This window comes from Chryseobacterium sp. KMC2, from assembly GCF_016756935.1.
In the GTDB taxonomy this organism is placed as follows: Bacteria; Bacteroidota; Bacteroidia; order Flavobacteriales; family Weeksellaceae; genus Chryseobacterium; species Chryseobacterium rhizosphaerae.
In genome coordinates this window covers 25,320-50,804 of the sequence record NZ_JAESIT010000010.1, presented here as the reverse complement: position 1 = coordinate 50,804, position 25,485 = coordinate 25,320, and the positions used below count along the sequence as shown (strand labels likewise).

Genomic DNA, 25,485 nt, shown 5'->3' with positions numbered 1-25,485 from the left:
AAAACATACAGGAAATAGATTTTTGCTCAAATGATAAGCCATTTCTGGTTCATCATTCCCCATTAATTATTGGCCATTCCCATTTAATTAATTATTTTTGAACCAATGAAATTTTCTACAGAAGACTTAATAGAAGGAATACGATCAGGAAACAAACGCCTGATTGCAAAAGCTATTACATTGGTTGAAAGTAAAAAGGCAGAGCACAGGATGCAGGCAGAAGAACTTCTGAAAAGAATAATGCCCCTTACGGGAAAATCTGTCAGAGTAGGCGTTACAGGAGTGCCCGGTGCAGGGAAATCTACTTTCATTGAAAATTTCGGAAGACTGGCTATTGCCCAGGGTCAAAAAGTTGCTGTTTTAGCCATTGATCCCAGCTCTTCTATCAATAAAGGAAGTATTTTGGGAGATAAAACCAGGATGGAAGAACTTGCCAAAGAAGAAAATGCTTTCATTCGCCCCTCCCCAAGCTCTGGGTTCTTAGGAGGAGTTGCCAATACAACTTTTGAAACCATGATGATCTGCGAAGCTGCAGGTTATGATTATATACTCATTGAAACTGTTGGAGTAGGACAGTCGGAAGTATTGGTTGCAGATATTACAGATGTTTTTTTATTTCTTAAAATTATCGGCGGCGGAGATGAACTTCAGGGGATAAAACGTGGAATCATGGAAATGGTAGATCTAATCTTTATCAATAAAGTAGATCAGGATAATTTTCAGAAAGCCAAAAACACAAGATTAGAATTAAAAAGAGCGTTAGATTTTATTCCTCCTAAGGAAAAAGGATGGAAAATCCCCGTTTTATTGGGATCTGCCTTGCATAATGAAGGCTTGAAAGAAATATATGATACAATCACTGAATTTATTGAGCTGAAGAAAAAAAGTGGTCGGTTTGAAGAAATCCGCATTCTACAGGCCGAAAAAAGGTTTGAATATTGGGTTCAGGAATATATTCTAGCCTTGATGAAAAAAAGTGAATCCATGGAAGAAGCTTATCTGATGCACAAAAAAAATGCTTCAGAGATGGTTTCAAGCCCAAGCACTGAAGCAAAATTATTTGTTGAAATGTTTCTATCTAAATCTAAAGAAAATAAGGATTAGTTTTCCTTATCTTTTTTTATTTCAGTTTTTCCAATATATCCATCATAGGTAATAGGCTGTCTGTCACTACTTCCTATTGAAACAAATGCTTTACCATTTTTGAAGATCTCAATATTGATGTCACTAACGTTACTTACATCATTAGGTCTGATCTTGAGAACCCATTTTCCTTTTTTAGTTTGTGATTTCTTTACGGTAAAATCTTTTGATGTAAATCTGTAGCTATTCTGATCGGGATTTCCGTAATTAGGGCTAAATGCTCTTCCAAAATAAGGAAGAACGACAACCATATTATTTTTACTGAGATCAATCGTGTAATCCCCATTCAGATTCAGTACTCTTGTAGCTGTGGAATTCGGCATTGAATTCATCACGTTGATCACATCATAGTTTGTAGGATTTGCCCTTTGTGCATAGAATGTAAACTCCTGTGAATCCACTAAAGTTTCTACTGTTTTTGGATCTACTGAACCTTGAGAAGCGCAGTTCTGAAAAAAGAACAACAATCCAAAAGCAAATAAGAAAGAAATAAACTTTTTCATGATCGAATTAAATTATTAATTTTAAATAGCAAAATGTATGCAAATATATTTTTTTCATACTGTTTTGGAATAAAAATTGTTAAGGTTGAATTATTAACACTCAAACTATGAAAGTTACACATCTATTTGGAATAGGAGCTATTGCTCTGTCGGCTGTTGCCTGTACTACGAACCCGATTACCGGGAGATCATCGTTACAGTTGGCCAACAACTCGGAAATTTTAACAATGTCTGCGCAGGAATACAGAACGACATTGTCTAAAGGTAAAGTGATTACCGGTACGGCAGATGCAAAGAGAGTGGCAAATGTTGGAAGTAGAATTAAAAACGCAGCAGAAAGATATTATCAGAGCATTGGAAGATCGGCAGATCTTTCCAGCTACAACTGGGAATTTAATCTTTTGCAGAGTAGTGAGTTGAATGCATGGTGTATGCCAGGAGGTAAAGTGGCTGTTTATACAGGGATTTTGCCGGTAACGAAAGATGATAACGGACTTGCTGTAGTAATGGGACATGAAGTTTCCCATGCATTGGCAGGACACGGAAATGAAAGAATTTCTCAGGCTATGGTAGCACAATACGGAGGAGCTATTTTGGGAGGAACTATTTCAAATGCACAATGGGCAGGTGTTTTTCAAAAGGTATATCCTATCGGATCTCAGGTTGCTTTATTGAAATACGGAAGAGGACAAGAGTCTGAAGCCGATGAAATGGGACTTTATCTGATGTCTATGGCAGGATATGATCCTAGAGCTGCGATTCCTTTCTGGAATAGAATGGAAGCTGCATCTTCAGGAAACAGACAGCCGGAATTCCTGTCTACCCACCCGAATCCGGAAACCAGAATTTCAGATATTAATAAGGACCTTCCTAAAGCTTTAGAATATTATAAGGCTGCTGGCGGGAAAATATAATCGTATAGAATTTTAATCTTGAGTAAGCCTTATTAAATTTTTAGTAAATTTGGTAAGGCTTTTTTAATTAACCACCCAAACACAATATTATGAAGAGTTTATCAATTACCGGACTTATACTGTTAGCTGTTTCCGCTTTACTTTTTTATTTAACTACTGATTTTGCTGTAGAGCAGATTAAAATTTCTCATATTATGGGGATGATGGCAGGAGTAGGAATAGGATTAATTATTGGAGGAATGGTAGGCTATGTAAGTAAAGGAAGTGCTATAAAAGCAGAACAAAAGAAAAAAGAATTCAAGCAGTTGCAAAAGGATAAAGAAGACCTTGAAAAACAGGCTGCTGAGATTGCTAAAAGACAGGCAGAGCTTGAAGAAAGTCAAAATAAAAATCCTCAAATATAAAATTTGAGGATTTAAAGTTGTTATTTTCGATAGTTGATTAAAACTTATACCCTAAACCTACCATAAATAAGTTAGGTCTGTTGTCATATCTGATCTCAGATCCTGAAACCTTATTGATAAAGTTTCTTTCATCCTTACTGAATGCTCCTTCATACCTTGCATTGACAATCAGCTTCTTAATTTCAAGCTGTGCTCCAAACTGGTATCCTACTGTAAAATCGTTTTTGGAATTTTCTTTGAAGTCATTGTAAGTATTATCCTTGCTCAAATTAAAGCTTCCTACCGGACCTACAAATACGCCCAGCATATTTCCTAAAAGATTATACCCTAAAAGAACCGGAACGTCTATACGGTTGCTTTTTACATCAAAAGTTGTATTCTCTGTTGTGAACTCATTTTTGAAGTGAGTATAATAGATTTCAGGCATTACAAATAATGAAGTAGGAAGACCTACTTTTAGGGAAAGCCCCACATTGAAACCTACATTATTTTTTCCTGTTCCTTCAATAGCATCATTCACAGTTCCTTTGATGTTTGACCATGAAGGAGAGCCTGTAGGAAATATTAAATTGGCTTTACCTGCCAGTGAGATCTGTGCTGAAGCCCACATTGAAAACCCTATTAATGCTATACTAAGTGCCTTTTTCATTATCGTCTATTTTTGTATTTGTATTTTCAATTGTTTTATTATTTTCAAGCAAATATTCTCGCAGCTCTTTAAACAGTTCTGAAGAATAAACGAAATCGATCAGATTTTTATTGCCTGCAGTGATCAGGATATCTTTATTTCCTTCCCACTCTTTGATTCCTAATCTCAGATATACAATTTTCTCACCAATCGTCATTACAGAGTTCATATCGTGTGTATTGATGATCGTAGTCGTATTATATTCCTTGGTGATTTCATAGAGAAGATCATCAATGATTTTGGAAGTATATGGATCTAACCCTGAATTGGGTTCGTCACAGAATAAATATTTAGGATTGTTTACAATGGCTCTTGCAATGGCTACCCTTTTCTGCATTCCTCCAGAGATTTCAGATGGATATTTTTTATCAGCCTTGTCAAGGTGAACTCTGCCTATTACCTCAAAAACCCTTTTCTTTTTCTCTCTATAGGTAAGATTGGTAAACATATCCAGTGGAAACATAATATTTTCTTCCACAGTTAAAGAATCAAATAGGGCACTTCCCTGGAATACCGTTCCAATTTCTGAACGAAGATGTTGTTTTTCGTCTCTTGTCATTGTATTGACATTCCTTCCGTCGAATAAGATTTCTCCGGATGACGGCATATAAACATTCAATAGACTTTTAAGAAAAACCGTTTTCCCGGAACCACTTTGTCCAATGATCAGATTTACCTTTCCTTTATCAAATGAAGTTGAAATTCCCTTAAGTACTTCAACATCTCCAAAACTTTTCTTAAGATCTTTTACCTCAATCATTAGCTTAATATTAATTGGGTTAAAATTAATTCCGAAATGATAATGAATACCATTGTCCATACCACAGCCTGCGTGCTGGCTCTACCAACTTCCAGAGATCCACCTTTTACATTATATCCGAAATAAGAAGGAACGGTAGCAATGATGAAAGCAAAAACAATAGTTTTGCTAAATGCATAATATATAAAGAGATTAGGCATATACATTTGAATTCCTACAATATAATCGTTTTCTGTCCAGTTTCCTGTTAAGATCCCTGCAATATATCCGCCGCCGATACCAAATACGATACTGATGGCGATAAGCAGAGGGTTAAAAAGCATACAGGCAATAATTTTAGGAAAAATCAAAAAATTAGGTGAGTTAACTCCCATAATGTCTAATGCATCTATCTGCTCGGAAACTCTCATTGTTCCAATACTGGAAGCAATATAAGAGCCTACTTTACCGGCCAGAATTAAACTGATAATTGTAGGAGCAAACTCTAAAACAAGTACTGCTTTTGTGGCATATCCTACAAATGAAGGAGGAATAGGAAACGACGATGCATCAAAATTGTTGAACATCTGAATGGCAACTACTGCCCCTACGAATATAGAAGTGAAGATAACAAGGCCAAAAGAATTGACCCCTAAATCATTAATTTCTCTCATGAACAGCTTCCAGAAAACCTTCATTTTCTGAGGTTTCTGTAAGGATTTTCCCAGTAGAATCATGTATTCCCCTACTGCTGTGAAAAACTTTTTTAACATAGCGCTAAATTAGACTTTTTTATTGAATTGGGCTAAGGTTGATACCAAGACAGGAACCCAGATAAGTGTTAAAATTGAATTTTTTTTCTATTGCTTTACACCTTATTTTGCGTTTTTATCTCCACCTATAACCAATAAGACTGTTTTTAAAATAATAACCATATCCAATACGAAACTCCAGTTTCTTACATAGAATGCATCTGCCAGAACCCGCTTTTTCATTTCTACTTCCACATCTCCAAAATCACCCCGCAAACCGCTTACCTGTGCAAGACCTGTAATCCCAGGATTGGCCATACTTCTTAAGCTATATCTTCCGATTTTCGGCTTATAATAATTATCTACGGCCAGCATATGAGGGCGTGGGCCTACGACGGACATTTCTCCTTTCAGTACATTGATAAACTGAGGAAGCTCATCCATACTGGTTTTTCTCAGGAACTTCCCGACTTTAGTAATTCTTGAATCATTTTCCCTGGTCGTACTGGTAGCAGATTCATCATTGGGCACCATGGTTCTGAACTTTAAACAGTTGAAGACTTCTTCGTGGAAGCCATACCTTTTTTGCAGGAAGAAAACCGGACCTTTAGAGCTTGCTTTGATTAAAATAGCAATAATGGGGAATGCCCAGGAGCAGATGAAAACTAATATTATAATGGAAAAAACAATATCAAAAGTTCTTTTCATCAGAAAATTAGAGTAATAATCTAATGGATATCTTGCCTGGTTAAGAACGGGTTGGGTCTGGATATATCCGAGATCATAAAGGAAAAAATCACTTTGTGTTATACTCGGAATTAACGAGATATGCACCTTATGATCTTCTGCCAGCTTAAAAATTTTTGTTTCCGTATTTTCGTTAAATGAATTTTCTGTGGATAAAAATAGGGTATGTATCCCATTTTTTTTCCAAAAACTAACTAATTCATCCGTATTTATATCTGCGTATTCATATTCAAATATCCGATATCCATAATCTTTTCTGGCTTCAAATATATTTTTAAGGATCCCCGTAGAATCGTTATTTCCCAGGAACATTACATTCCTATAATTGATACCCAATGAACGGAAATACTTAATGGTAAAATAAATGATAGATTTTGCCAGAAAAATAAAAGCCAAAAGGTAAAACGAAAGCCAGTAAATATCAGAATTGAAAAAAACATTTTTACTTACTTTTCCAATAAGCAGAACTCCCAGTATAAAAAAGAGGAAATGGATAAAAAGGCGTTCAAGGAAAAGGGTATAGGTCAGATTCCTTGGAATATTGTAAATTTTTGTCCTACCACTTAAAAGTACCCAGAACAAAAATAACAAAATCAGAGAAAAAATATTTTGATACCAGGTTTCCTTATGGTATTTTAAACTTTCGTTTCTGCTTATAAAAAAAAATATGAAGATAGATGCAATAACCATTAGGTCAAGCAAAATAATAATCGATTTCAGGTATCTAGAGTATCGAATTCTCTGCATCTATCAGTTTTTAAAAAATACGACTAGCTAATTTACGTGTTTTTATGGGATATTCAGGTATTTATGGGTCTGAACAGAGGCCTGCCATTCCGGATGTTCCAGAATGAAATCCGTAATCTTTGGATACATGTCATTTCTCTTACTCCATTCGCTTTGAAGGTATAGCCTACACTTGTCAGAAACTTTTGCAGCCTGTTCTTCAGCAAATTTAAAGTCGTTGTTATTGAAAATGATGACTTTAAGCTCATGAGCCTTTTGATAAATCTCTTCTTTTGGTAATCCTGTTTTCTTCGGGGAAAGAGTGATCCAGTCCAAATGTCCACTCATAGGATATGCTCCAGAAGTTTCAATATGAATAGTACATCCTAATTCTTTTAATTTAGAGGTAAGAATCTCTAAGTTCCACATAAGGGGTTCTCCTCCTGTCAGAACAACAGTTTTACAATGTTTAGCTGCTGTTTCAGCAATCTCTGTAGCATTCATCAAAGGATGAAGCTCAGGATCCCAGCTTTCTTTTACATCACACCAGTGACATCCTACATCACAACCTCCCAATCTGATGAAATAGGCGGCTTTTCCCGTATGGGCTCCTTCTCCCTGTAAAGTGTAAAAATGCTCCATTACAGGGAGCATTTTACCTTCTTTTAATAAAATATCTTCTTCTTTGTTCATTTTTAAAATTAGTCATTATAGACCGAAGTTTTATAAGCAATGATGGTGTTTTTCATTAACATTGCTCTTGTCATAGGGCCTACTCCTCCAGGTACCGGAGTGATCCAGCTTGCTTTAGCTGCACAGCTGTCAAAATCTACATCACCTGCCAGATAATATCCTTTTGGAGAATCATCATCTACTCTTGTAATTCCTACGTCAACAATCACAGCACCATCTTTGATCATTTCTCCTTTTAAGAAATGAGGATCTCCTAAAGCGGTAATTACAATGTCTGCTTTTTTAGTATATTCTTCAATATCTTTAGTGTAAGAGTGGGTAAGGGTAACCGTAGAATTTCCAGGGAAATCTTTTCTTCCCATAAGAATACTCATTGGTCTTCCTACAATTTTACTTCTTCCGATAATTACACAGTCTTTTCCTTTAGTTTCAATGTTGTATCTCTCCAGTAAAGTTAAGATACCAAAAGGGGTAGCCGGTAAGAAAGTATCCATTTCCAAAGCCATCTTTCCAAAGTTTTCAGGGTGGAATCCATCCACATCTTTTCTTGGATCGATTGCATTGATAATTTTTTCCTGATCCACCTGATCTGGTAAAGGTAGCTGAACGATAAATCCATCTACTGCTTTAGATTTGTTCAGTTCGTCAATTTTTTCCAGCAATTCAGATTCAGAAACCGTACTTGGAAATTTAACCAAGCTGGATTGAAATCCTACTTCTTCACAGTCTTTTACTTTAGCATTCACATAAGCCTTGCTTGCCCCGTTGTTTCCAACAAGAATTGCCACTAAGTGGGGTGCTCTTCTTTTGCTTTCAAGGATCTTATCTACTTCAACCTTGATCTCTGCTTTTATTTCTTTGGATACTTTAAGTCCGTCAAGAATTTCTGCCATTTTTACTTTTTTTACTTTTATTTAGATTTTATTGAATACAATGATATCCTGAAATTCACCAGCCTCTTCTTTCTCTACATGATTTCTCCGGAATCTTCTTTTTTATAGACTATTTATTTTCTTTATAATAATTAATCAATCCGTTGGTAGAGCTGTCATGTGAGTCTATGGGCTCATTGTTCTCCAGTTCCGGAAGGATTTTATTAGCTAAGACTTTACCTAATTCCACTCCAAACTGATCGAAGCTGAAAATATTCCAGATCACCCCCTGAACAAAAATTTTATGCTCATACATGGCAATAAGTTGTCCTAGTGAAAATGGGGTTAGTTCTTTGAATATCATTGAGTTAGTGGGTGTGTTTCCATGGAAGACCTTAAAGTTCAACAGTCGGTCTATTTCCTCATCGGATTTCCCGGCATTGATAAGCTCTTGTTCTACTTCTTCTTCAGTTTTACCAAAAGCAAGGGCTTCTGTTTGAGCGAAGAAGTTGGCCAGCAATTTTTCCTGGTGATCAGATACCTCGTTAGCGCTTTTTGCATAAGCTATAAAGTCTGCCGGAATCAATTCGGTACCCTGGTGGATCAGTTGGTAAAATGCATGCTGTCCGTTTGTTCCCGGTTCTCCCCAGATAATTGGTCCGGTTTCATATTCTACAAATTCTCCGTTTCTGTCTACGCATTTTCCATTGCTTTCCATGTCTCCCTGCTGAAGATAAGCTGCAAACCTGTCTAAATACTGAGAATATGGCAGAATAGCGTAGCTGGTCGCCGCATAAAAATTACGGTACCAGATTCCTAAAAGTCCCATTAAAACCGGAACGTTTTCGGAGAAGTCTGCAGTTTGGAAGTGTTGGTCGGTATCAAAAGCACCTCTTAACAGCTGTTCGAAATTTTCATATCCTACAGCAAGGACAATGCTTAATCCGATAGCACTCCAAAGCGAATATCTTCCGCCTACCCAATCCCAGAATTCAAAAATATTTTCTTCTGCAATTCCGAATTTTTTAACTTCCTCGATGTTGGTAGATAAGGCTACAAAGTGTTTTGCTACATCTTCCTGTTTTCCAGCTTTCAGGAACCAGTCTTTTGCTGAGTTCGCATTCGTCATTGTTTCCTGGGTCGTAAAGGTCTTGGAAGCAATGATGAATAAAGTGGTTTCAGGGTTTAATTTTTTAACTACCTCTGCGATATGATTGCCATCTACATTGGATACAAAATGAACATCCAGTCTGGTTTTAAAATGCTTTAAAGCAGAACATACCATGACCGGTCCTAAATCTGAACCTCCAATACCTATATTCACGACATCCGTGATCTCTTTTCCACTGAAACCTTTGTGTTCTCCAGATATGATTTTTTCGGAGAAGGCTTTCATGTGGTCAAGAACTCTTTTGATCTGTGGTTTGATATTTTCACCGTCTACAAGAATTTCGCGGTCAGAAAAATCTCTTAACGCGGTATGCAATACTGCTCTTCCTTCTGTCTCGTTGATTTTATCACCAGAGAACATTTTTGAAATGGCTTCTTTCAACTGACATTCTTCGGCCAGCTGTAACAGAAGTTCTTTTGTTCTCGAATCAATTAAGTTTTTAGAATAATCAAAAAGATAATTGTCCTTTTGTAAAGAAAATTCTGAAAAACGATTCGGATTATACTGGAAAAGGCTTCTCAGGTCAAAATCGTTTCCTGCAAAATGTTCGTCAAGAGCTTTCCAGCTGTTAGTTTGTATAGGATTTATTTTTGATAGCATATTTTTCGGGAATTAGAGTTCAGAGAATAAACATTTTTAAAAATTCATAAGACTTTATTTCTGATCTGCAAATTTAAGGAAAAATAAAACCTCAAATAAATTTGAAGATGATAAATAACATTTTTTTAAAGAACAAAGCCTCAGATAGGATCCGGGGCTTTGTTTTTTTTCACTGATTAGAAGATTTGGTTTATATTATTCATCCATTTCATTCAGGATATTTTCCAGCTGATTGGCATTGCGTCCATAGATATATTTTGTCCATAGAACAATACTTACTACAATAGAAAGTGTTCCCAATAATACGGCTATTATCAAAGCTTGCTGATAGGAATTGGTAAGTTCAGACAGGGTTTTTCCCTTTTTTTCCAAAAGATTATAGATCTCTAGGCCAATGGTGATAAGAAAATGAGGGAGTAACAAAAACCCGAAAGACTGATATCTTTCCATATTCAATCTCAGCTCATGATATATCTTCCAAAGACTGTTTTTAGTATTGCCTGTATACAGTTCAGTTTGTTTATAAAACTTATAAAATCCATAAAGATAATAAGAGGATATAACAACCATCATCGTATAAGATATATAGTAGATGATGTATTGCGAAGATGGGAATCCCAGTTGAAGAGGGAAAAAACCAATAAGGATGATGGCAACCACCTGCATTGGGAATTCCTTTTTCATGTTTTTCTGGATCTTTGAAATAGGATGTTTACTTTCTTTTAGCTTTTCTATAGTATCTGGAATTTGGACGTTATGGTCTTCATTATTCCATTGTTCTTTTAATTGATCAAAATTCATAACCTGATTTTTTTATGATTTGCTGTATTTTTTCTTTTGTTCTGTTAAGTTTTACGCGGGCATTGCCTTCGCTGAGTCCCAGATTGCTTCCGATTTCCTTATGAGACATCCCCTCCATGAAATAAAATATGACGGCTTTTTCCAACGAATTGAGTTCCTGTACGGCGCTGTAAAAAATTTCCAGCTGCCTATCTTTTGCCGGGTTGTAGTCTTCCTGCGCTACTTCAAAATGATGAGAAGGGTCTGTATGGGTATTGGTTCTCTGTTTTTCTTTTTTTAAATAAGTAATGGAAGTATTGATGGCGACACGGTACATCCATGTTGAGAATTCACTGTTTCCTTTAAAGTTTTGGTAAGATTTCCATAGCTGGATAAGAATCTCCTGCTGCAGGTCTTCCCGGTCCTCAGTGGAATCTGCGTAGATCCGTGAGGCTTTGTACAAAATACCCTTGTGCTGGTTGACAAGCTTTAAAAAAGCTGTTTCAGTTGGATTACTCACAATAGTTTCATGGTTTGGTTATGATTATAAACTTGATACAGGCTTTACAGTATAACCTTTTGACTGCAGAAGAGGGATAATGCCATTTTCACCCATAAGATGAGATCCACCCACAGCAAATAAAGAGCTTTGGTTTTTCATTATTTCAGGCATTGCTTTTACCCAGTTTTGATTTCTGTTGGTGAGCATTGCTTTTTCCTGTTGGGTATTCATAAATCTTTCATCCTTAAAAAGACTATAAAGTAAGTGTATATTTTCATTTTTAAAAGCTTCTATCATTTGTTTAAAAAGGATTTCATATTCCTTACCCATTTTTAGTTGGGTGATTGTACTTCTCAGATTATAAGCTTCATTAATGCTCTTCAACTGATCCTCTACCTTTTCAAGACCTTTGATCGTTTTTTTATCTTTTATTGCTTTCTGGAGAAGTTCCATTTCATAGAGCTTTATTTCAGTCTGGGGACATGGTATTGCTTTAGTAGAAAGTAGAGCATAAAGTGCTTGTGGACTTGATGAGTCTATACTTTTTAGATCCGTCCCATAATCAGCCAGAATTGTATTCAGTTCTTTGGCTTCATTCGGAGAAAGCTGTTCTGATATTTTTTTATCTGTCTGATACATTTTTTGTAGTGATTTTATTTCAGCAGGATCTGTATAATTGATCTCCATGACAAAATTGTCAGATTTCTCAAGAGCTTTCAATACCTTGGGTTTTATTTCAAAATCTTTACTGCATAAGATATGAAAAGTTCCGGTAATATAAGAAGGCTTGGAGAGACCATTTCCGGATACTTCCCATAGCAGGCTGTTGTCATTGCTGGGAGTTGATTTCTGTGCTTTTGTGGTCATCGTATTCATTGATAATAATGCTGCGAATCCAAGTTTTACTAAATTTTTCATATTATTAATTTTTTTTGATTTCTTATTCTTTAAACAGTAGGTAAATGTGGTGCTGCAATCGTTACAGTTTTTTTTGAAAAAAAATAAAAACCTCCTTAAAAAAGGAGGTTGTAAAATCTAAAATTATAATGATAACCAATTGGTTAGGTGTTTTTTTATTCCGATATTTTTGAATGCTCATGCTTTGCTGTTTTTCTTTTTCTGAAAAAATAAATACCTACACCTGCAATGAGTAAGAGAGGCCAAATATTGATAAGCGCTACTATAATATTCTGAATCAGATAAAATCCATATACAAAACCTTCTTTCACTTGGTATATAAAATTGAATTTATATTTATTGTCAATACTGTTAGTATTGGTAATGGCGATTTCTGCAATGCGTAATTTGGGTTCTTTGATGTAGATATCAACGGTACTGTACTTCAGATTATCAGTTGTATCCATACTGGTCAGTTTTTGGATATTTCCCTCTGCCATGTTTTCATCATCAAGCTTTACTTTATCCTTATCTGTTTTCAGTTGGCCGATGTTTTCAGATGTTTTTTGGTTTCTCTTACCTTCCATTTCTGCATATTTAATGCTGGCTGTGATATCTTCCGCGTTAACAGATCTGGAATTAAGGAATAGTTTATTGTTATTAACCAAGGTCAGAAGCTCGCCTAGTTTTTCCGTGGGAACACGTACCTGCATCGTATTTTCTGTCTGATATTTTTTAATCAGCATCGCTTCTTCATTAGAGGTATTATAAGTGTTTTCCGAAACGATATTAGTTTGAAGATTACTCTTAACTACAAATCCACCAAGATCCTGAACTGATTTTTCGATAGAGAGGGTTGTATTATAAACATCTTTTACCTCCATATTAATATCCGCAGTTTTGATGAACTGCTTGTCTTTTACTTTCATCGTAGCCACTGATGAGATGCTGTCTGATACAATGGTTGCTGTTGAATCTGCACTGGCATAGGCTTCAAGCTCTGTAGAAGCTACTTCTCCTTTTTTACATGAAGATATTCCTAATAAAAGAAATGCAGATAGCGATAATGTAATGTACGTAGTTTTCATAGTGTGAGGTTTAATGTTTTGCTTAGGTCAAAGTTGGGGCAGGATCTTTTGTAATGCTTGAAAAACTGCAGTAAAAAGCTTGTAAAGAAAATATTCCGTTGTAATGTGTTGAATTTAAGTATTTTGTAAAACTGATTCAATGGATGCTGTTTTTTTTCGGAGTAATTTTTGCTTATCTTTTACAAACCAAACCCACAAATAATCATTATGTCAAATACCTTTTCTAAAATAAGAAACGCGATAGGACTATTCACGTCCATAGATTTTGATCAATTGAGTACAATCTCTAAAAAAGTGGACTTACCAAAACTGATGCAAAATTTTTCAAAACTGGATGATAAACAGCTTGCAGGGCTTATGAAAATGCTGGATTCGGATAAGAAAAAGAAAGAGCTTCCACCTATTGACGGTGATTTTTATGATATCTACCACACCTTAACTCCTGAGCAGCGGGAAATACAGCTTAAAGTAAGAGCTTTTATGGAAAAGGAAGTGAAGCCTTTGGTGAACCATTATTGGTTGAGAGACGAATTTCCTTTTGAACTGATTCCTAAATTTCAGAAACTCGATATCTGTGGTGTTACCTATGAAGGATACGGCTGTCCGGGAATGCCTTTTTTGATGGAGGGTGTTATTGCTATGGAAATGGCTAGAGTAGATGCATCAATTGCCACCTTTTTTGGAGTGCAGTCCGGGCTGGCTATGGGTTCTATTTACATCTGCGGTTCAGAAGAGCAAAAACAGAAATGGCTTCCCCAAATGCAGAAATTTGAAAAGATAGGAGCTTTCGGACTTACGGAGCCCGAAGTGGGATCCGGAGCTGCAGGAGGTCTTACCGTGACATGCAGAAAAACAGATGAGGGCTGGATTCTTAACGGACAGAAAAAATGGATTGGAAATGCAACTTTTGCAGATATTATCATTATCTGGGCAAGAGATTTGGATAGCGGAGAAGTAAAAGGCTTTATTGTAGAAAAAGACAATCCCGGATTCTCTGTAGAAAAAATCAAAGGGAAAATGGCCTTAAGAATTGTTCAGAATGGCCTTATTACTTTAAAAGACTGTGTGGTGACTGAAGAAAACAGACTTCAGAATGCCAACTCATTTAAAGATACCGGAAAAGTACTTCGGATGACCAGGGCAGGAGTGGCCTGGATGGCTACAGGTTGCGCAAGGGGGGCTTATGAAAGTGCTTTGGATTATACCCGAAAAAGGGAGCAGTTTGGAAGACCAATTGCTTCATTTCAGATGATTCAGGGGCACTTAGTGGAAATGTTATCCAATCTTACTGCGATGCAGACAATGGTTTTCAGATTGTCTGAAATGCAGGATGAAGGGATTTTAAAAGACGAACATGCTTCTTTAGCTAAAGTTTTCTGTACCCTTAGAACAAGAGATATTGTGTCCAGGGCCAGAGAAGTAATGGGTGGAAACGGAATCTTGCTGGAATACGATGTGGCAAGATTTGTTGCCGACGCAGAAGCTATTTATTCTTATGAGGGAACAAAAGAAATAAACTCTCTGATCGTAGGACGTTCGATCACGGGATTCAGTGCATTTGTTTAGGGTATAGGTGGCAGATAGTAAAGCAGGTTGCAGCCTTGTAAAATTTTAATGATTTGTTGTTTTAAACAACATAAATTTTGGAGTATCGCTACATAGTAATCTCCTGCTTGCTATCTGACACCTGCGATCTAATTATTAACTGATTAAATTCCTGTACTTTTCTTTATTATCAAGAATTACCCAAAGATTAATTAGAAGCAAAACAATAGACATGCCTATCCCCATTTGGGATGGGTCTCTGTATACATTTTGAAGGAATATTCCTACCATGACAGGTAATATGATAATTGCGCCCAACGCTCTGGTTTTTGGGAAAATAAATAATATCCCTCCAACAATTTCTACAACGCCTACCAAAGGCATTAGCCAGCCAATTTCAGTGAAAGCAGCGTATATTTTCACCTGTTCATCCGTCATTTTAGGCATGGGAGCATACTGGAAAAACTTGGTTAAGCCCGCATTGATAAAAGTAAGTGCGAACAACAGACAGAAAATGAATTTTACGATTTTCATAATTGATAATTTTATATCAAATGTAAAACAAATATGAGATTTGTTTATTGGTTTTTAATAAAAATTACAATTTCCGTGTTTCTTTTTTAATATTGGTGTGTTTTAGTAAAGTGTCGTTTGTGTTTTAAGTACTGCTCTTTGTTTATGGCTTGATACCTATGTCTAATCCATTTCCTCGAGGGTAATATTCTTGGAAATTTTATAGCTTTTCTTCTTTTTATTAGGTTTTTGTTCTTCCCCAAGCAGTCTTCCCCAAGGTTTTAAATCATCTACTTTTTCACAGATGATTTTAATGATTGCAATGGCTGGAATACACAGAAACATTCCTGCTATTCCCCAAAGATGTTCTCCTAAAAGAATTCCGATAAAAGAAAATAATGCGTTGATTTTCACTTTTGAACCTACTACAAATGGCAGAACAATATTTCCATCCACAGCATGTACTCCAATATAGCCAATAATAACATAAATACAGGTAGATGGTGTAGAGGTAGCAAATGCAATAAAACAGGATATGACAAGAGAGATGAAAATTCCAAGATATGGAATAACATTGAGCAGGCCTGTTAGGACCGCTAAAAGGATGGCATATTTCACGCCTAAAATAGTGAGAACGATAGAGGTAAGCGTGGATACAATAATAACCTGAAGAAAAAGACCGAAAATATATTTTTTGGTCATCACGCGAATCTCTGTTACCGCTTCCTGCACACTGTTCTTATGTCTTTCGTTAAAAACAGTAACAATAAAATTATTTAAAAGTCTTCGGTAATTTAAAATGAAGATGAAGAACAATGTGAAAAATAGAATAAACCCGAATCCTGTTGAAAATATTCCAAATGTAAATCCTAAAATAGCCCCTGAAGAAGATAAAAGTTTATTCAGTCCTTGGTTGATGTAATCTACCTGTTCATCTACTTTGACATTGAATGTTTTAGAAACCCAATGCTGAAGATTATTAAATAAAGTGGTAAACTGTTCTCTGAGATGAGGAAGATCCTTACTGAAGTCAGACAATTGGGTGCTGAAAAAATATATCACCCCACTTAAAATGACCAACATCATAAAAACGGAAGTCATTGTAGATACAGACCTTGGAAATCTGAGCTTTCTTTCCATGAAAGTGGCTACAGGCAAAAATAGCATGGCCATCAGGAATGCAAAGAAAAATGGAGCTAGAATACTCTGTCCTAATGCCAGCAGATAACCAATGCCAATAATAGAAATTACAACCAATGTAAGCTTGGTAAGGAAAGGGAGTCTAAGAAAATTCATAATTTAAAATATGCAGTATGGATTAAAAATAAGAAAACCCACTGAATTGAGAAATTAATTAGGGATCAACTTGAGTTTTATTTTTAGAACAGCAAATTTTATTCCATCAAAATGAGGACTGAACGTATTTTATACGGGTTAACATCAAACAGAAACACGTTCCGGATATCCGAAACGTGTTTCTTTATTGAGAAGTTGATATGTTATAATGAATTATTTTTCAATAGCGATGTCTATGACCTCCTCCATTCTGCTGACATAGTGAACTTTCAGGTTTTTTAAATAGTCCTTTTTGATCTCTTCTACATCTTTTCTGTTGGCATCACACAATATGACATCTTTAACTCCAGCTCTGGTTGCAGCAAGAAGTTTTTCTTTAATTCCCCCTACAGGAAGAACTTTTCCTCTTAGTGTAATTTCTCCTGTCATCGCAAGGTGAGGTTTTACCTTTTTATTTTTGAAAGAAGAAACCATAGAAGTCAGCATGGCAATACCTGCTGATGGCCCATCCTTAGGAGTTGCCCCTTCAGGAACGTGAACGTGGATGTTTTTCTTATCCAGTTCCTCCTGTGGTATTCCCAGTTCGTCATGTCTTGCTTTAATATATTCCAGCGCAATGGTTGCTGATTCTTTCATCACGGTTCCCAGGTTTCCGGTCATGGTTAACGTTCCTTTTCCGTTGCTCAAGATACTTTCAATGTAAAGAATATCTCCACCTACACTCGTCCAGGCTAAACCTGTAACAACACCGGGTACTCCTGTGATTTCAGATAGACTTTTAGGTCTTGGAACGCCCAGGATTTCATCTACTTTTTCAACAGAAATTTTAGAGTCATACTCTTTTACCAGGGCTGTCTGTAATGCCACCCATCTGGCGATGGATGCAATTCTTTTCTCTAAACTTCTTACTCCGCTTTCTGAAGTGTGTGCCTCTATAATGTGCTTAAGCTCAGGGTTTCCAAGTTTAAATGACTTGGTGTCCAATCCATTTTCCTCCTGTTGTTTCTTGATCAGGTGTCTTTTTGCAATTTCAATTTTCTCCTCCAGTGTATATCCTGCAATCTGTATGATCTCTGTTCTGTCTAAAAGAGGACTCTGTATGGTTGATAATGAATTGGCTGTTGCTATGAACATGACTTTGGATAGGTCATAACCCATTTCAAGGAAATTATCATAGAAAGATTTATTTTGTTCGGGATCAAGAACTTCCAGCAATGCTGAGCTGGGATCGCCATGAAGACCCTGTCCGATTTTATCAATCTCATCCAGAACGATTACAGGGTTAGAAGTACCGGCCTTTTTAATAGACTGTACAATTCTTCCTGCCATTGCTCCGATATAGGTTTTTCTGTGTCCGCGGATTTCACTTTCATCATGAAGGCCACCTAAAGATAATCTTACGTATTTTCTTCCTAAAGCATCAGCAATAGATTTTCCTAAAGAGGTCTTACCTACTCCCGGAGGTCCTACCAATAAGAGAATAGGAGATTTCATGTTGTTTTTTAATTTTAAAACAGCCATATGCTCCAGGATCCTTTTCTTGATATCTTCCAATCCAAAATGAGCTTTATCCAATACTTTCTCTGCTTTTGCAATATCAAAAATATCTTTGGTGTAAGTTTCCCATGGAAGATCCGTAAAGAAATCCAGATAATTTCTCTGAACATTATAGTCCGGAGAATTTGGATTCTGACGCTGTAGTCTGCCAATCTCTTTCTGGAAATGGTCTTCTACTTCCTGGCTCCATTTTTTGGTTTTAGCTTTAGCAATGAGATCTTCTACATCACTTTCAGGACCGCCACCCAACTCTTCCTGGATCGTTCTGATCTGTTGGTTCAGGAAATATTCTCTTTGTTGTTTGTCAAGATCTTTGGAGGTTTTCTGATGGATCTGGCTTCTTAATTCCAGCTTTCTGAAATCCTCATGCATCATTTCATAGCATTTCTTAGCTCTTTCCATCATGCTTTTTTCCTCCAACAGCTTTTGCTTTTCCACAGAAGGGAAACTGGAGTTGGTGCAGATAAAATTCAAAAGATCATCATTATTATTGATGTTTTTGATAGCAAAATTAGCTGCATTGGGAATGTTAGGATCCAGTTCAATGATTTTTAAAGCAAGTTCTTTAATGTTTTCAAGCAATGCCTCGTATTCCTCCTGATTTTTCGGTTTGGAATCTTTTAATTTTGAAATTTCAGCTTTAAAATAAGGCTGAAGATCAACAATCTTTTTGATCTTAAATCTGTGAAAACCTTTAGTAATAGCTGTAATATTGCCTTCGGGTAATTTTATAATCTTAATGATCTTGGCCAGTGTTCCGGTAAGATAGATGTCTTTTTCAGTAGGTTGTTCCAGATCTGAATTCTTCTGGCTTACGATTCCAATAAAATCTCCGTTCTTCTGAGCTTCTTCAAGAAGTTGTATTGAGGTTTTTCTCCCTGCAGTAATAGGAATTACCACATTAGGGAACATTACCATATTTCTTACAGGAAGTATAGGGAATATTTTTTGTTCGGAATTTTTATCAGTTTCCGAAAAGTCGGAAAGATTGATTTCCTCAGTTACGATATCAAATCCGTCGCTGATCATTTCTTCTAAACTAATATCTTCAAATTCTGTCATACTCAATCAAATGACAAATTGTCATTTTCGTTTTTAATCGTTAAAGTGATTTTTTATAATAAGCCCTGAAAACGGGTGGTATATTATAATACTCTATGTTGCACAATACTTATGCCATTTGTTTTTTACGAAAAAATATGGTCAAAATTTCCTTTTTTGAATAAACTTGATGATTAAAAATTAAAATAAAGCACTTCTATTTCTGTAATTTCTTAAAAATGTGTATTTTCGCAAACTGATAAAAAACTATAATTTATAAAATGGCAATTTTAGGACAAATTAGGAGTAAGCCTTGGCTTTTAATGGGAGTAATAGCCTTAGCGCTTTTAGCGTTTTTGGTTAACCCAGACAGTATTGACAAGGTTTTTGGTAAAAATCCTGACATTTTAGGAAAAGTAAATGGTGAAAAAATTACCCGCGAAGAGTTTAACGATCAGCTTTTCGTATTGCAGCAACAAGCTGAACAACAAGGCGGTCCAAAGACCGGTCTTGAAGAACAGGCTTGGCAATTATTGGTGCAATCTAAACTTATCAAACAGCAGTTCGAGAAATTGGGCTTTGAAATGACTGATGATTATTTCTGGAACCAGATTCAGTATGATCAGATGTTTGCTCAGAATAAACAGTTTTTTGATGAGAAGGGTAACTTTAAAACTCAAGAGCTTAAAAAAGAAATCGAAACATTACAAAGTGCTAACCCTCAGGGATATGCTCAATGGTTGAAAACAAAGAAGACGATTGAATACAGACTGATGGCGAGACAGGTATTCAGCAATATTTCAGCAGGTATTACTACAGGTAAAAAAGAAGCTGAAGAATTGATGAAGCAGAGAGATCAGCTTGCAGATATCGACTTTGTGAAAGTGGACTATGCAGCTTATCTTCAGAAAACTAAAATTAATGTTACGACGGAAGATCTTGCTAATTACATCAAGCAGCATCCTGTAATGTTCAAAGCTGAACCTAGCAGAAATATTGGAATTGTATATTTCCCATCTAAACCTAGCGCAGCAGATGATGCCGCAGCATTGAAAGAAATTACAAAATTATACTCAGCAGGTAGTGATGCCAGCGGAGGTACGGAAAACTTCCAGAATACAAAGAACGATTCTATGTTTGTAATGGCAAACTCTGATATGCCTTTCAATCCTCAGTATATGAAACCTGCTCAGTTACCGGCTACAATACAGAGCCAGATTACTACGGCAGCAATAGGACAAACTTTTGGACCATATAAAGAACAGGATTTTTATGTAGTGTCTAAACTTGTTGGTAAAAAGACTTCAGATTCTACATTGTCAAGACATATCCTTATTGCTTTCAAAGGAAGTCCTGCCGGAGAAGGAGTAACAAGATCTAAAGAGCAGGCTAAGAAATTGGCAGACTCTATCGGAGCTATTGTAAAATCAACTCCTGCTAAATTTACAGAATTCCTTAAGCTTTCTAACGATCCAAATTCTGCAGCACAAGGAGGAAGTTTAGGATGGACAACTCCAGAAACTCCTTTCGTTCCTGAATTCCTTACTTACCTTGCAAATAATCCTAAAGGAGCTACAGGGGTAGTAGAAACACAGTTCGGTTATCATATCATCAATATTGAAGATAAAAAATCCGGATCAATGGGGTATCAGGTTGCTAACTTAGTGAAAGCAATTAAAGCTTCAGATGCTACAGAAGCAGAAACAGATAAAAAATCAAGAAAATTCATTCAGCAGATTCAAGGGAAATCTTTCAACGATTTTGTGAATATTGCTAAGAAAGATAACTATCAGTTCTCTAATCCAAAAGCAGCAAAAAGATTTGAAGGTCAGCTTCAGGGCTTAGGTACTGACAAAGACGCTGAGATCCTTACTTGGGCTTTTGATAAGAAAAGAACTAAAGGAGATACAGAATTATTTACTGTAGAAGGAACAGGTGACAAAATTGTAGTATACCTGAACGGAAAACAGGAAGCTGGTCTTGCTGATCCGGAATCTGTAAGAGATCAGATTGAAGTGATTGTTAAAAATAAATTGGCTGCAAAACAGATTTCTGATAAAATTGCAGGAGCTAAAGCTTCTAATTTAGATCAGATTGCTACATTGTTTGCTTCTTCAAAACAATCAGCTCAGGTGAATCTATTGAACCCTTCAGTAGCAGGTGCTATGGAACCTAAAGTGGCAGGTGCTGCATTTGGAGTGAAGAAAGGTCAGCTTTCTAAGCCGGTTGAAGGTGGAACAGGAGTATATGTTCTGATCAAAAAATCAGAAACAATAAACAAACAGCCTGGAGATCTTAAGCAGTTCACAGAATCTATTACACAGAGAAATGTAGGAATGTTCGGACAGGCTTGGTTAAAGAGTCTTCAGGATAATTCTGAAATCGAAGATTATAGAATCGAGATCTGGAATAAGGTAGGAAATCAACAACAATAAGAAATTAAATTTCAACAATATAAAAGCGACAAATTTTTTTGTCGCTTTTTTTGTATTTAACGCAGAACAATAACCGAAAAGATTTATTTAAAATGTACTATATTTGCTTATTAGAAAAAAATTAGCAAGTGAAGTTCAGTAAAGAATTAAAAGCTGGTGTGATCACACTTCTAGCTATCGTAGGCTTTGTGGTGTTGTTTCAATTCATGAAAGGGAAAAGCCTTTTTACTACCGATAATATATTTTATGCAAAATATGACAATGTGGAAGGCCTTGCGCAATCTTCAGCGGTGTCTATCAACGGTCTGAAAGTAGGGCAGGTGGATAAGATCATTCCTCAAACAGCAAAAGACGGTAAAATCAGCTTTATTGTCAAAATTACGGTTGATAACAAGTTCGAATTTTCAAAAAATTCAATGCTGGAAATTTTTGAACCGGGATTAATGTCCGGTAAAGAAATGAGAGTGAATCTTGTGTATGGAGGGGCTACTGCAAAAGATGGTGATACCCTGAAAGGAGCTTTTAAATTGGGAATGATGGGAAGTCTTTCTTCTCAGGTAGGCCCGGTTAAAGATCAGCTACAGGTGGTATTACATAGAGTAGATTCTTTGATGACCAATGCCAATCAGATCTTTGATGCTCAGAATAGAGCTGAAATCAAGGCTTTATTAACCAATCTTAATAAAACGGTAGGAGCATTACAGGCAACAGCAGGAAGTGTCAATACGCTGGTAGGACATAATGATCCTAAACTTCAGAAAGTATTGGACGATGCAAGCCTTACTATGCAGAGTGGAAAAGTAACCTTAGACAAATATGGAAACTTAGCACAAAGCATTGATACCAAACAATTAAATGCAACCATTGCCAATTTGGATACTACTGTAGGTAAGCTGAATCAGGTAATTGGCGGTATAGATAAAGGAGAGGGAAGTTTAGGCAAACTAATGAAGGATGAACAACTTTATAATAATCTGAATTCAGCATCTTCGAATCTGAATTCATTGATTGAAGATATGAAAGCGAATCCTAAGAGATATATTAATTTCTCGGTTTTCGGTAAAAATAATAAAGACTAATACGTCCTATGCAGTACATCGATAACATTATTTTCCTGATTTTATTAGTGGCTGGGTTTGGCTTGTTTGCTAAAAGCCTGCAGAAGATCTACAGAAATATCAGGCTCGGGCATGAAATTAACAGAAATGACAGAAAATCTGAGCGCTGGACTACCATGGCAAGAGTGGCTATGGGGCAGAGCAAAATGGTAAAACGTCCTGTTGCAGGGATATTGCACCTTTTTGTATACGTAGGTTTTATTATTATTAATATCGAGCTTATAGAAATTGTGGTGGATGGATTATTCGGAACCCACCGTTTCCTGGCTTCGGTTTTCGGACATGGATTTTATAATTTCTTTACTGCGACATTAGAGGTTCTGGCACTTCTTGTAGTGATCGGAGTAGTGGTGTTCTTTATCAGAAGAAACTTTTATGGAGTCAAAAGATTAACCATGAAAGAGCTTTTCGGGTGGCCAAAACAAGATGCTAACTGGATTCTTATTATAGAATTTGCCTTAATGATGGCTTTCTTTAAGATGAACGGAGCAGATTGGATTTTGCAACAGAGAGGTCTTCTTCCTGAGCATGGAAGTTTCCCTATCAGTTCTACCTTTTTAGCACCGGTTTTAGGTGGCTTTAGTGACGGTTTTCTTTTCTTTACAGAGAAAGCAGCATGGTGGTTCCATTTTGTGGGAATTCTTTTCTTCATGAACTATCTTTACTATTCAAAACATTTACACATTATCCTGGCGTTCCCAAGCACATGGTTTGCCAATCTTGATAAAAAAGGAAAATTCAATAATCTTGAATCTGTAACTAAGGAAATCAAATTAATGATGGACCCTAATGCTGATCCTTATGCAGCTCCGGCTGAAGGTGAGGCAGATGCTGCTCCTTCTAAATTTGGTGCAGAAGATATATTTGACCTCAATCAGGTACAACTGCTTAATGCCTATTCCTGTACAGAATGTGGACGTTGTACTTCTGTTTGTCCTGCTAATATTACGGGTAAAAAACTTTCTCCAAGATTAATCCTTATGAAAACAAGAGACCGATTGGAAGAGGTAGGAAAAAATATAGATAAAAACGGAAAATTTGTTGACGACGGTAAAAAGTTGTTGAATGATTATATCACAAAAGAAGAACTTTGGGCTTGTACCACCTGTAATGCATGTACAGATGCCTGCCCTGTATTATTAGATCCTCTTTCCATTATTTTTGAGATGAGAAGATTCCTGGTAATGGAGCAGTCTGCTGCACCACAGGAACTGAACCTGATGATGACGAATGTGGAAAATAATGCTGCTCCTTGGCAATATAACCAGGCAGACCGTTTGAACTGGGCAAATGATTAAATCATGAAAAAACTAATCTTCATATTTCTGTTCTTATGTTCAGGTTTTCTTCTGGCTCAATCGGAGGATCAGAAGAAAATTCTTGAGGATTCACGGTCTTTCATATCTTTATTTCAAAAGAAAGATTATGATGGAATGCTGAATATGACCCATCCGGCAATATTTGAAAAAATTGATAAAAAATCAATGATCGATGGTTTCAAAAAAATGTTTGAGAAGAATGATGAATTTGAAATAGAAATGGTAGATACGGATCAGACCAGATTTAATGTTTCTGATATTTTTACCACTACAGATAACACAAAATATGCGTTCAGCAGCTATCCGATGAAAATGAAAATGACATTTTTAAAGGAAAAGTTTGATGAAGATAAAAAGAAGATGGTGCTGGGAATGATGGAAGCTCAAGGAATGAAGGCACAATTTATCAATGATACGACCCTGGAAATGAGTAAGCAAAGTATGATCCTTGCCCTCAATGATAAAACAACATCAAATACCTGGAAGTATCTGAATTATGACGAAGCCAATCCTTTATATGTTTCTATAGTCCCTGTGGAGGTCATGAAAAAGGCAAAGGAATACTATGCTAACTTATTAATTAAACAAAAAGAAAATGCAAATTAAAACAATGGCAGAATTTGCTGCCGAAGGAAGATCCCCGGAAGTTTTATTTTGGGTTGGATGTGCTGGAAGTTTCGATGACCGCGCCAAAAAAATTACAAAAGCATTTTGCAAAATATTAAATAAAATAGGAGTTGAATTTGCGGTGCTGGGACAGGAAGAAAGCTGTACCGGAGATCCTGCAAAAAGAGCTGGAAACGAATTTGTTTTCCAGATGATGGCCCTTACCAATATTGAAGTACTGAATGCATATGAGGTGAAAAAAATAGTAACGGCTTGCCCGCACTGTTTCAATACCCTTAAAAATGAATATCCAAGCCTTGGGGGACACTTTGATGTGGTTCACCATACCCAATTCCTTAAAACATTGATGGAAGAGGGAAGATTAAAAATTGAAGGCGGTGCATTTAAAGGAAAGAAAATTACCTTTCATGATCCGTGCTACCTGGGAAGAGCCAACGACGAGTATGAAGCACCGAGATTATTGCTTGAAAAGCTGGATGCGGAGCTTGTGGAAATGAAACGTTGCAAAACGAATGGTCTTTGTTGTGGTGCTGGAGGTGCACAGATGTTTAAGGAACCTGAAAAAGGAAATAAAGACATCAATATCGAGAGAACCGAAGAAGCCTTATCTTTTGAACCTAAAGTGATTGCTACAGGATGTCCTTTCTGTAATACGATGATGACTGATGGAGTAAAACACTTTAATAAGAATACAGAAGTTGCCGTAAAAGATATTGTAGAACTTCTTGCTGAAGCAGAGGATTTATAATACTTTTACATACAATATAGATAAAAACTCAGGCTTTAGCTTGAGTTTTTATTTGTGATCAACTCAA

The 25,485-nt window shown here is 36.3% G+C and carries 24 protein-coding genes; 9 read left to right on the top strand and 15 right to left on the bottom strand.

Going from position 1 to position 25,485, the window contains the following annotated elements; all coding sequences use genetic code 11:
- Positions 1-105 precede the first annotated feature (105 nt).
- On the top strand, positions 106-1,104 hold the full coding sequence (gene meaB, locus JML65_RS13265) for a methylmalonyl Co-A mutase-associated GTPase MeaB (RefSeq protein ID WP_202271125.1): 999 nt from the start codon (positions 106-108) through the stop codon (positions 1,102-1,104).
- Here the strand turns inward: meaB and JML65_RS13260 are convergent.
- Positions 1,101-1,646 carry a DUF4251 domain-containing protein gene (locus JML65_RS13260; protein ID WP_202271124.1) on the bottom strand — a complete coding sequence of 182 codons (546 nt, stop codon included), beginning with the start codon at positions 1,644-1,646 and terminating at the stop codon, positions 1,101-1,103. The genes meaB and JML65_RS13260 overlap by 4 nt on opposite strands.
- Positions 1,647-1,753: 107 nt before the next feature.
- Here JML65_RS13260 and JML65_RS13255 point away from each other — a divergent pair, with 107 nt between their 5' ends.
- On the top strand, positions 1,754-2,560 hold the full coding sequence (locus tag JML65_RS13255) for a M48 family metallopeptidase (protein WP_084087004.1): 807 nt from the start codon (positions 1,754-1,756) through the stop codon (positions 2,558-2,560).
- Positions 2,561-2,649: 89 nt separating this feature from the next.
- The gene (locus JML65_RS13250; protein WP_047491808.1) at positions 2,650-2,964 is read left to right on the top strand and encodes a hypothetical protein; all 315 of its coding nucleotides are present in this window, start codon (positions 2,650-2,652) and stop codon (positions 2,962-2,964) included.
- Between the two features lie 37 nt (positions 2,965-3,001).
- Here JML65_RS13250 and JML65_RS13245 read toward each other — a convergent pair whose 3' ends face one another.
- The 11 genes from JML65_RS13245 to JML65_RS13195 all read right to left on the bottom strand — a co-directional run bounded on the left by JML65_RS13245 (position 3,002) and on the right by JML65_RS13195 (position 13,219).
- Complete coding sequence (locus tag JML65_RS13245; RefSeq protein ID WP_052188686.1) at positions 3,002-3,613, bottom strand: outer membrane beta-barrel protein; 612 nt, start codon at positions 3,611-3,613, stop codon at positions 3,002-3,004.
- A complete protein-coding gene (locus JML65_RS13240; RefSeq protein ID WP_084087006.1) occupies positions 3,597-4,412 on the bottom strand; it encodes an ABC transporter ATP-binding protein in 816 nt (271 codons plus the stop codon). The genes JML65_RS13245 and JML65_RS13240 overlap by 17 nt, the downstream gene beginning before the upstream one ends.
- Positions 4,412-5,164 carry an MlaE family ABC transporter permease gene (locus JML65_RS13235; protein ID WP_047491802.1) on the bottom strand — a complete coding sequence of 251 codons (753 nt, stop codon included), beginning with the start codon at positions 5,162-5,164 and terminating at the stop codon, positions 4,412-4,414. Before JML65_RS13235 ends, JML65_RS13240 begins: the two co-directional genes overlap by 1 nt.
- Positions 5,165-5,266: 102 nt before the next feature.
- On the bottom strand, positions 5,267-6,637 hold the full coding sequence (locus tag JML65_RS13230; protein ID WP_202271123.1) for an exopolysaccharide biosynthesis polyprenyl glycosylphosphotransferase: 1,371 nt from the start codon (positions 6,635-6,637) through the stop codon (positions 5,267-5,269).
- 42 nt (positions 6,638-6,679) lie between these two features.
- The gene (locus JML65_RS13225) at positions 6,680-7,309 is read right to left on the bottom strand and encodes a 7-carboxy-7-deazaguanine synthase QueE (protein ID WP_047491795.1); all 630 of its coding nucleotides are present in this window, start codon (positions 7,307-7,309) and stop codon (positions 6,680-6,682) included.
- Positions 7,310-7,317: 8 nt separating this feature from the next.
- Entirely contained in the window at positions 7,318-8,202 is an 885-nt protein-coding gene (locus JML65_RS13220) for a bifunctional 5,10-methylenetetrahydrofolate dehydrogenase/5,10-methenyltetrahydrofolate cyclohydrolase (RefSeq protein ID WP_047491792.1), read from the bottom strand.
- 109 nt (positions 8,203-8,311) lie between these two features.
- Complete coding sequence (pgi, locus tag JML65_RS13215; RefSeq protein WP_115916890.1) at positions 8,312-9,952, bottom strand: glucose-6-phosphate isomerase; 1,641 nt, start codon at positions 9,950-9,952, stop codon at positions 8,312-8,314.
- Between the two features lie 195 nt (positions 9,953-10,147).
- On the bottom strand, positions 10,148-10,753 hold the full coding sequence (locus JML65_RS13210; RefSeq protein ID WP_084087012.1) for a hypothetical protein: 606 nt from the start codon (positions 10,751-10,753) through the stop codon (positions 10,148-10,150).
- Positions 10,743-11,177 carry an RNA polymerase sigma factor gene (locus JML65_RS13205; protein WP_374709626.1) on the bottom strand — a complete coding sequence of 145 codons (435 nt, stop codon included), beginning with the start codon at positions 11,175-11,177 and terminating at the stop codon, positions 10,743-10,745. Before JML65_RS13205 ends, JML65_RS13210 begins: the two co-directional genes overlap by 11 nt.
- Positions 11,178-11,276: 99 nt before the next feature.
- Positions 11,277-12,152: a TraB/GumN family protein gene (locus JML65_RS13200; protein ID WP_202271122.1), complete on the bottom strand. Its 876-nt coding sequence runs from the start codon at positions 12,150-12,152 to the stop codon at positions 11,277-11,279.
- A gap of 155 nt (positions 12,153-12,307) precedes the next feature.
- Positions 12,308-13,219, bottom strand: coding sequence for a DUF4349 domain-containing protein (locus JML65_RS13195; RefSeq protein ID WP_202271121.1), 912 nt, complete (start codon positions 13,217-13,219; stop codon positions 12,308-12,310).
- Between the two features lie 207 nt (positions 13,220-13,426).
- On the opposite strand from JML65_RS13195, the gene JML65_RS13190 reads away from it, so the two are divergent.
- Entirely contained in the window at positions 13,427-14,785 is a 1,359-nt protein-coding gene (locus tag JML65_RS13190) for an acyl-CoA dehydrogenase family protein (protein ID WP_202271120.1), read from the top strand.
- A 135-nt stretch (positions 14,786-14,920) separates the two neighbouring features.
- On the opposite strand, the gene JML65_RS13185 is transcribed toward JML65_RS13190, so the two are convergent.
- From JML65_RS13185 to lon, 3 genes are all read right to left on the bottom strand, one after another.
- On the bottom strand, positions 14,921-15,298 hold the full coding sequence (locus JML65_RS13185; RefSeq protein ID WP_084087022.1) for a MauE/DoxX family redox-associated membrane protein: 378 nt from the start codon (positions 15,296-15,298) through the stop codon (positions 14,921-14,923).
- Positions 15,299-15,460: 162 nt separating this feature from the next.
- On the bottom strand, positions 15,461-16,573 hold the full coding sequence (locus tag JML65_RS13180) for an AI-2E family transporter (protein WP_047491773.1): 1,113 nt from the start codon (positions 16,571-16,573) through the stop codon (positions 15,461-15,463).
- A gap of 213 nt (positions 16,574-16,786) precedes the next feature.
- A complete protein-coding gene (gene lon, locus JML65_RS13175) occupies positions 16,787-19,192 on the bottom strand; it encodes an endopeptidase La (protein ID WP_047491771.1) in 2,406 nt (801 codons plus the stop codon).
- A gap of 260 nt (positions 19,193-19,452) precedes the next feature.
- On the opposite strand from lon, the gene JML65_RS13170 reads away from it, so the two are divergent.
- The 5 genes from JML65_RS13170 to JML65_RS13150 all read left to right on the top strand — a co-directional run bounded on the left by JML65_RS13170 (position 19,453) and on the right by JML65_RS13150 (position 25,418).
- Positions 19,453-21,606, top strand: coding sequence for a peptidylprolyl isomerase (locus JML65_RS13170; RefSeq protein ID WP_202271119.1), 2,154 nt, complete (start codon positions 19,453-19,455; stop codon positions 21,604-21,606).
- Between the two features lie 128 nt (positions 21,607-21,734).
- Positions 21,735-22,685, top strand: coding sequence for an MlaD family protein (locus JML65_RS13165; RefSeq protein ID WP_047491766.1), 951 nt, complete (start codon positions 21,735-21,737; stop codon positions 22,683-22,685).
- An 8-nt stretch (positions 22,686-22,693) separates the two neighbouring features.
- Positions 22,694-24,022: a (Fe-S)-binding protein gene (locus tag JML65_RS13160; RefSeq protein WP_202271118.1), complete on the top strand. Its 1,329-nt coding sequence runs from the start codon at positions 22,694-22,696 to the stop codon at positions 24,020-24,022.
- 3 nt (positions 24,023-24,025) lie between these two features.
- Entirely contained in the window at positions 24,026-24,649 is a 624-nt protein-coding gene (locus JML65_RS13155; protein WP_047491760.1) for a hypothetical protein, read from the top strand.
- A complete protein-coding gene (locus JML65_RS13150) occupies positions 24,639-25,418 on the top strand; it encodes a (Fe-S)-binding protein (RefSeq protein ID WP_047491756.1) in 780 nt (259 codons plus the stop codon). The genes JML65_RS13155 and JML65_RS13150 overlap by 11 nt, the downstream gene beginning before the upstream one ends.
- The last annotated feature ends 67 nt before the right edge of the window (positions 25,419-25,485 follow it).

Excerpts from the sequence above, each read along its gene's own strand:
- JML65_RS13220 (WP_047491792.1), bottom strand. The coding sequence starts at position 8,202 with ATGGCAGAAATTCTTGACGGACTTAAAGTATCCAAAGAAATAAAAGCA.
- JML65_RS13245 (WP_052188686.1), bottom strand. The coding sequence starts at position 3,613 with ATGAAAAAGGCACTTAGTATAGCATTAATAGGGTTTTCAATGTGGGCT.
- JML65_RS13155 (WP_047491760.1), top strand. The coding sequence starts at position 24,026 with ATGAAAAAACTAATCTTCATATTTCTGTTCTTATGTTCAGGTTTTCTT.
- JML65_RS13250 (WP_047491808.1), top strand. The coding sequence starts at position 2,650 with ATGAAGAGTTTATCAATTACCGGACTTATACTGTTAGCTGTTTCCGCT.
- JML65_RS13260 (WP_202271124.1), bottom strand. The coding sequence starts at position 1,646 with ATGAAAAAGTTTATTTCTTTCTTATTTGCTTTTGGATTGTTGTTCTTT.
- JML65_RS13235 (WP_047491802.1), bottom strand. The coding sequence starts at position 5,164 with ATGTTAAAAAAGTTTTTCACAGCAGTAGGGGAATACATGATTCTACTG.
- JML65_RS13170 (WP_202271119.1), top strand. The coding sequence starts at position 19,453 with ATGGCAATTTTAGGACAAATTAGGAGTAAGCCTTGGCTTTTAATGGGA.
- JML65_RS13180 (WP_047491773.1), bottom strand. The coding sequence starts at position 16,573 with ATGAATTTTCTTAGACTCCCTTTCCTTACCAAGCTTACATTGGTTGTA.
- JML65_RS13150 (WP_047491756.1), top strand. The coding sequence starts at position 24,639 with ATGCAAATTAAAACAATGGCAGAATTTGCTGCCGAAGGAAGATCCCCG.
- lon (WP_047491771.1), bottom strand. The coding sequence starts at position 19,192 with ATGACAGAATTTGAAGATATTAGTTTAGAAGAAATGATCAGCGACGGA.
- JML65_RS13200 (WP_202271122.1), bottom strand. The coding sequence starts at position 12,152 with ATGAAAAATTTAGTAAAACTTGGATTCGCAGCATTATTATCAATGAAT.
- meaB (WP_202271125.1), top strand. The coding sequence starts at position 106 with ATGAAATTTTCTACAGAAGACTTAATAGAAGGAATACGATCAGGAAAC.
- JML65_RS13230 (WP_202271123.1), bottom strand. The coding sequence starts at position 6,637 with ATGCAGAGAATTCGATACTCTAGATACCTGAAATCGATTATTATTTTG.
- JML65_RS13210 (WP_084087012.1), bottom strand. The coding sequence starts at position 10,753 with ATGAATTTTGATCAATTAAAAGAACAATGGAATAATGAAGACCATAAC.
- JML65_RS13190 (WP_202271120.1), top strand. The coding sequence starts at position 13,427 with ATGTCAAATACCTTTTCTAAAATAAGAAACGCGATAGGACTATTCACG.
- pgi (WP_115916890.1), bottom strand. The coding sequence starts at position 9,952 with ATGCTATCAAAAATAAATCCTATACAAACTAACAGCTGGAAAGCTCTT.
- JML65_RS13255 (WP_084087004.1), top strand. The coding sequence starts at position 1,754 with ATGAAAGTTACACATCTATTTGGAATAGGAGCTATTGCTCTGTCGGCT.
- JML65_RS13240 (WP_084087006.1), bottom strand. The coding sequence starts at position 4,412 with ATGATTGAGGTAAAAGATCTTAAGAAAAGTTTTGGAGATGTTGAAGTA.
- JML65_RS13225 (WP_047491795.1), bottom strand. The coding sequence starts at position 7,309 with ATGAACAAAGAAGAAGATATTTTATTAAAAGAAGGTAAAATGCTCCCT.
- JML65_RS13185 (WP_084087022.1), bottom strand. The coding sequence starts at position 15,298 with ATGAAAATCGTAAAATTCATTTTCTGTCTGTTGTTCGCACTTACTTTT.
- JML65_RS13160 (WP_202271118.1), top strand. The coding sequence starts at position 22,694 with ATGCAGTACATCGATAACATTATTTTCCTGATTTTATTAGTGGCTGGG.
- JML65_RS13195 (WP_202271121.1), bottom strand. The coding sequence starts at position 13,219 with ATGAAAACTACGTACATTACATTATCGCTATCTGCATTTCTTTTATTA.